The 1736-nt window shown below is 47.5% G+C and carries 1 tRNA gene and 1 rRNA gene; both read right to left on the reverse strand.

Annotated features, from left to right (window positions below):
• Positions 1-1490: ribosomal RNA gene (locus CLPU_RS16205) — 23S ribosomal RNA — on the reverse strand; the annotation flags it as partial.
• Positions 1491-1566: 76 nt separating this feature from the next.
• A tRNA-Ala gene (locus CLPU_RS16210) sits at positions 1567-1642 on the reverse strand.
• Positions 1643-1736 lie beyond the last annotated feature (94 nt).

Consider the following 1736-nt stretch of genomic DNA (forward strand, 5'->3'; position numbering starts at 1 on the left):
ACGGTACGCTTAACCTATCCTTCTGTGTCACTCCATTTCTCAAACGCTTATAGGTAGTACAGGAATATCAACCTGTTGTCCATCGCCTACGACTTTCGTCCTCGGCTTAGGCCCCGACTAACCCTGAGTGGACGAGCCTTCCTCAGGAAACCTTAGGCTTTCGACGGGTGGGATTCTCACCCACCTCTCGCTACTTATGCCAACATTCTCTCTTCTGTACAGTCCACCGCTCCTTTCGGTACGACTTCTGCCCATACAGAATGCTCCTCTACCGATATTTCTATCCCATAGCTTCGGTGACAGATTTTAGCCCCGGTAATCTTCGGCGCAAGACCACTCGACCAGTGAGCTATTACGCACTCTTTCAATGAATGGCTGCTTCTAAGCCAACATCCTGGTTGTCTGTGTAGTCTTACATCCTTTCCCACTTAATCTGTACTTTGGGACCTTAGCTGATGATCTGGGCTGTTTCCCTTTCGACTATGAAACTTATCTCACATAGTCTGACTCCCAAGAATCATGAATGTGGTATTCGGAGTTTGATAAGCCTCGGTAACGCCTTGCGCCCCTTAGCTATTCAGTGCTCTACCCCCACTTCACTTTCTTGAGGCTAGCCCTAAAGCTATTTCGAGGAGAACCAGCTATATCCGGGTTCGATTGGAATTTCACCCCTATCCACAGGTCATCCGATAGCTTTTAAACGCTAAACGGTTCGGGCCTCCACGAAATTTTACTTCCGTTTCACCCTGCCCATGGATAGATCACCCGGTTTCGGGTCTACGACATACAACTAATTCGCCCTATTAAGACTCGGTTTCCCTTCGGCTCCACACCTTAAGTGCTTAACCTTGCTGCATATCGTAACTCGTTGGCCCGTTCTACAAAAAGTACGCGGTCGTTCTTTAATGAACTTCCACTGCTTGTAAACATAGGGTTTCAGGTTCTTTTTCACTCCCCTCCCGGGGTTCTTTTCACCTTTCCCTCACGGTACTTCTTCTCTATCGGTCACCAGGTAGTATTTAGCCTTGGGGGGTGGTCCCCCCTGCTTCCCACAAGGTTTCACGTGTCTCGTGGTACTCTGGATCATAGCTTGGAGTCTTCTTGTTTCGTCTACTGGACTGTCACCATCTATGGTGGAGCTTTCCAACTCTCTTCGACTACAATAGCCTCTCCTTTTATGCTATGTCCACAACCCCTGTAAAATTACTTTTACAGGTTTGGGCTCTTTCCCTTTCGCTCGCCGCTACTTAGGAAATCGATGTTTCTTTCTCTTCCTCAGGGTACTTAGATGTTTCAGTTCCCCTGGTTTACCTTCACTTACCTATGTATTCAGTAAGTGATACCTAAGGTTTACCTTAGGTGGGTTTCCCCATTCGGATATCTACGGATCAATGTCTACTTGCGACTCCCCGTAGCGTTTCGGCGCTTATCCCGTCCTTCTTCGGCTCCTGGTGCCAAGGCATTCACCCTATGCTCTTAATAACTTGACCAGTTGAAATTGTAGTAGCTATTTCTAGCTTACTACGTAGTATTTATTTTCGCTGTGTAGTTTTCAAGGTACAAACGTGGTGGAGATGAGGAGATTCGAACTCCTGACCCCCTGCTTGCAAGGCAGGTGCTCTCCCAACTGAGCTACACCCCCATGTTCACCACTTGAGAGCTTAAACTCTCAAAATTAAACAGTGAAAAGCAATTCTCCTTAGAAAGGAGGTGATCCAGCCGCACCTTCCGATACG

This window comes from Gottschalkia purinilytica (assembly GCF_001190785.1).
GTDB classification, from domain to species: Bacteria; Bacillota; Clostridia; order Tissierellales; family Gottschalkiaceae; genus Gottschalkia_A; species Gottschalkia_A purinilytica.